The following is a 2,128-nucleotide window of genomic DNA, read 5'->3' as shown; positions in this document are numbered from 1 at the left end:
CCCTTGCCCCCGAACCCGCGACCGGCGACCGCCTGCTCCTGATCGGCGACCCCGGCGTGGGCCGGCTCGCCGTACTCGCGCGCAGGCGCCTTGAGCTGCTGCACGAGGCCGGCGCCAGGATCGGCACCACGCTGGACGTCGGGCGCACCGCGGAGGAGCTCGCGGAGGTGGCCGTACCGCAGTTCGCCGACTTCGCGGCCGTGGACCTGCCGGATCCGGTGCTGCACGGCGAGGAACCCGGACCGCTCGGCGTGGACCCCCCGCTGCGCCGGGTCGCCGTAGGCAGCGTGCGCGAGGAACCCGACCTGTACGGCGTCGGCGACCAGGTCGGCTACGTGCCCTCCACCCCGCAGGCCCGCAGCCTGGAGACGGGGCAGGCGGTGCTGGAACCGGTCCTCGCGGAGGCGGGCGGCTGGCTCGCCCAGGACCCGGCGCGTCTGACCCGGGTGCTCAGGGCCGGCATCCACTCCCTGATCACCGTGCCGCTGCGGGCCCGCGGCACCACCCTGGGTGTCGTCAGCTTCTACCGCTCGGGGCAGCCCGCCCCCTTCGAGGAGGACGACCTCTCCCTCGCCCAGGAGCTGGCCGGCCGCGCGGCGATCTGCATCGACAACGCCCGCCGCTACACCCGCGAGCACACCACCGCGCTCGCCCTCCAGCGCAGCCTGCTGCCCAAGGGCCGCCCCGAGCAGAGCGCCGTCGAGGTCGCCTACCGGTACCTTCCCGCGCAGGCCGGGGTCGGCGGCGACTGGTTCGACGTGATCCCGCTGTCCGGGGCCCGGGTCGCGCTGGTGGTCGGCGATGTCGTCGGCCACGGCCTGCACGCCGCCGCCACCATGGGCCGGCTGCGCACCGCCGTGCACAACTTCTGCTCCCTGGACCTGCCGCCCGACGAACTCCTCACCCACCTCGACGACCTGGTGGGCCGCCTGGACCGCGGCGAGGGCTGGGCCGTGGACAGCGGCCAGGCGGACTCCGGCATCGTCGGCGCCACCTGCCTGTACGCCGTCTACGACCCGGTGGCCCGGCGCTGCACCCTCACCCGCGCCGGACACCCGCTGCCCGCGGTCGTCGGCCCCGACGGCGGCGTGGACTTCGTCGACCTGCCCGCGGGGCAGCCCCTCGGGCTCGGCGGGATGCCCTTCGAGACGGTGGAGGTGGAACTCGCCGAGGGCAGCCAACTGGTGCTCTACACCGACGGGTTGATCGAGGACCGGCACCGGGACATCGACGCCGGCCTGGACCGGCTGCGTACCGTGCTGGCCCACGCCGGACGGCCGCCGGAGGAGACCTGCGAGGCCGTCCTGGACGCGATGCTCCCGGCCCGCCCCAGCGACGACGTGGCCCTCCTGGTCGCCCGCACCCAGGTGCTCGGCCCCGAGCGGGTCGCCCAGTGGGAGCTGCCGAGCGACCCCGCGGTCGTCTCCCGCTCCCGCGCCGCGGTCACCGAACAGCTCGCCGCCTGGGGCCTGGACGAACTGTCGTTCACCGTCGAACTCGTCGCCAGCGAACTGGTCACCAACGCCATCCGCCACGCCACCGGACCGGTGCAGCTGCGGTTGCTCCGCGACCGCGCCCTGATCTGCGAGGTCTCCGACGGCAGCGGCACCTCCCCCCGGCTGCGCCGCGCCCGCACCGAGGACGAGGGCGGCCGCGGCCTCTTCCTGGTCGCCCAGCTGACCGAGCGCTGGGGCACCCGCTACACGTCCGACGGAAAGATCATCTGGACCGAGCTGCCGCTGCCGTGACGGCTCACCACCCCGTGAGCAGAAGGTGGTTGAGGAGCAGCGCCAGGACCGCCTGCCCGGCGAGCCAGCCGCGTGCCCCCGTCAGTAGGGCGCACGCGGGCAGCAGCCACGCGGCGAACGGCAGCCAGATCCGCTCGGTCTCCGCCTTGCTCATCCCGGACAGGTCGGCGACGAGAAGGGCGAGGAGAGCGGCGAGCACCAGCAGGCAGAGCCGCAGATCGCCACGGTCCGCCCCCTGGCTCCAGGGGCGCGGGGACCTGCGCGACCAGCCCCCGCCGTGCCGCAGCCGGACGACGGCCCGCCGTATGCCCGCCACCGTCGCCGGCCCCACGATCAGCACCGTGCAGGCGAGGTTCGCCCACACCCAGTAGCCGTACGGC

The 2,128-nt window shown here is 75.0% G+C and carries 1 protein-coding gene and 1 pseudogene; one reads left to right on the top strand and one right to left on the bottom strand.

What is annotated here, in order from left to right; all coding sequences use genetic code 11:
• The coding region (locus EHS43_RS43250) for a SpoIIE family protein phosphatase (protein ID WP_260470986.1) at positions 1-1,748 on the top strand (1,748 nt) is incomplete at its 5' end.
• A 4-nt stretch (positions 1,749-1,752) separates the two neighbouring features.
• Here the strand turns inward: EHS43_RS43250 and EHS43_RS43245 are convergent.
• Positions 1,753-2,128 (bottom strand): annotated as a pseudogene (locus EHS43_RS43245) (hypothetical protein); the annotation flags it as partial.

Origin of the sequence: Streptomyces sp. RP5T (assembly GCF_003933965.1) — a bacterium.
Taxonomy (GTDB): Bacteria; Actinomycetota; Actinomycetes; order Streptomycetales; family Streptomycetaceae; genus Streptomyces.
The sequence above is the reverse complement of the archived record's forward strand: the minus strand, read 5'-3'. Positions and strand labels throughout refer to the sequence as shown.